The sequence below is a fragment of the Actinomadura rubrisoli genome (genome assembly GCF_004349215.1).
GTDB classification, from domain to species: domain Bacteria; phylum Actinomycetota; class Actinomycetes; order Streptosporangiales; family Streptosporangiaceae; genus Spirillospora; species Spirillospora rubrisoli.
In genome coordinates this window covers 1-544 of record NZ_SMKU01000788.1, presented here as the reverse complement: position 1 = coordinate 544, position 544 = coordinate 1, and the positions used below count along the sequence as shown (strand labels likewise).

At 65.1% G+C, this 544-nt stretch carries 1 protein-coding gene; it reads right to left on the bottom strand.

Features of this window, described 5'->3' with window-relative positions:
- Nucleotides 1–544: AAA family ATPase (locus E1298_RS47505; protein WP_131903936.1), on the bottom strand; the 544-nt coding region annotated here is incomplete at both ends.

Genomic DNA, 544 nt, shown 5'->3' with positions numbered 1-544 from the left:
GATTCCTTCTCCCGGCGCACATCGGCGATCTTCTCGTCGTACTCGCGCAGGTCCGGCGGCGCGGTCATCCGCCGGATCCGCATCCGCGACCCCGCCTCATCGATCAGATCGATCGCCTTGTCCGGCAAGAACCGATCGCTGACGTACCGGTCAGCCATCTGCGCCGCCGCCACGAGAGCGCTGTCGGTGATCGACACACGATGGTGCGCCTCGTACCGGTCCCGCAGGCCCTTGAGGATCTCGATCGTGTGCGACAACGACGGCTCGGCGACCAGAATTTTCTGGAAGCGGCGCTCCAAGGCCGCGTCCTTCTCCAGGTAACGCCTGTATTCGTCGGAGGTCGTGGCGCCGATGGTCTGGAGCTCGCCGCGGGCCAGCATCGGCTTGAGGATGCTGGCGGCGTCGATGGCGCCCTCGGCGGCGCCCGCGCCGACCAAGGTGTGCAGCTCATCGATGAACAAGATGATGTCACCGCGGGTACGGATCTCCTTGAGGACCTTCTTCAACCGCTCCTCAAAATCACCCCGATACCGCGAACCCGCCA